This is a genomic window from Planktothrix serta PCC 8927, assembly GCF_900010725.2.
In the GTDB taxonomy this organism is placed as follows: Bacteria; Cyanobacteriota; Cyanobacteriia; order Cyanobacteriales; family Microcoleaceae; genus Planktothrix; species Planktothrix serta.
This window is the reverse complement of the sequence record NZ_LR734972.1, coordinates 1-206: the sequence shown is the minus strand read 5'-3', so window position 1 is coordinate 206 and position 206 is coordinate 1. Positions and strand designations below refer to the sequence as shown.

The 206-nt window shown below is 33.5% G+C and carries 1 protein-coding gene; it reads right to left on the bottom strand.

The window, feature by feature from the left end; translation table 11 throughout:
• On the bottom strand, window positions 1-206 hold a 206-nt coding region (locus PL8927_RS27865; RefSeq protein ID WP_197047583.1), incomplete at both ends, for a PD-(D/E)XK nuclease family transposase.

Genomic DNA, 206 nt, shown 5'->3' with positions numbered 1-206 from the left:
TCCTTCAGAGTAAATTGTGAAATCACTTTATTATGTTCATTAAACATAATAAAATCCGTCACCGCTACACCTATTGCTGCTCTCAATTCTGGATAAACTTCCCCTAATTTTAGTTGATTTACATACATTTTGGCTGTGTTATAAAGAATTCTTTTGCCAAAAGCTGGTACATTTACAGCCTGCATTTCAATTAACACATTTTCGCC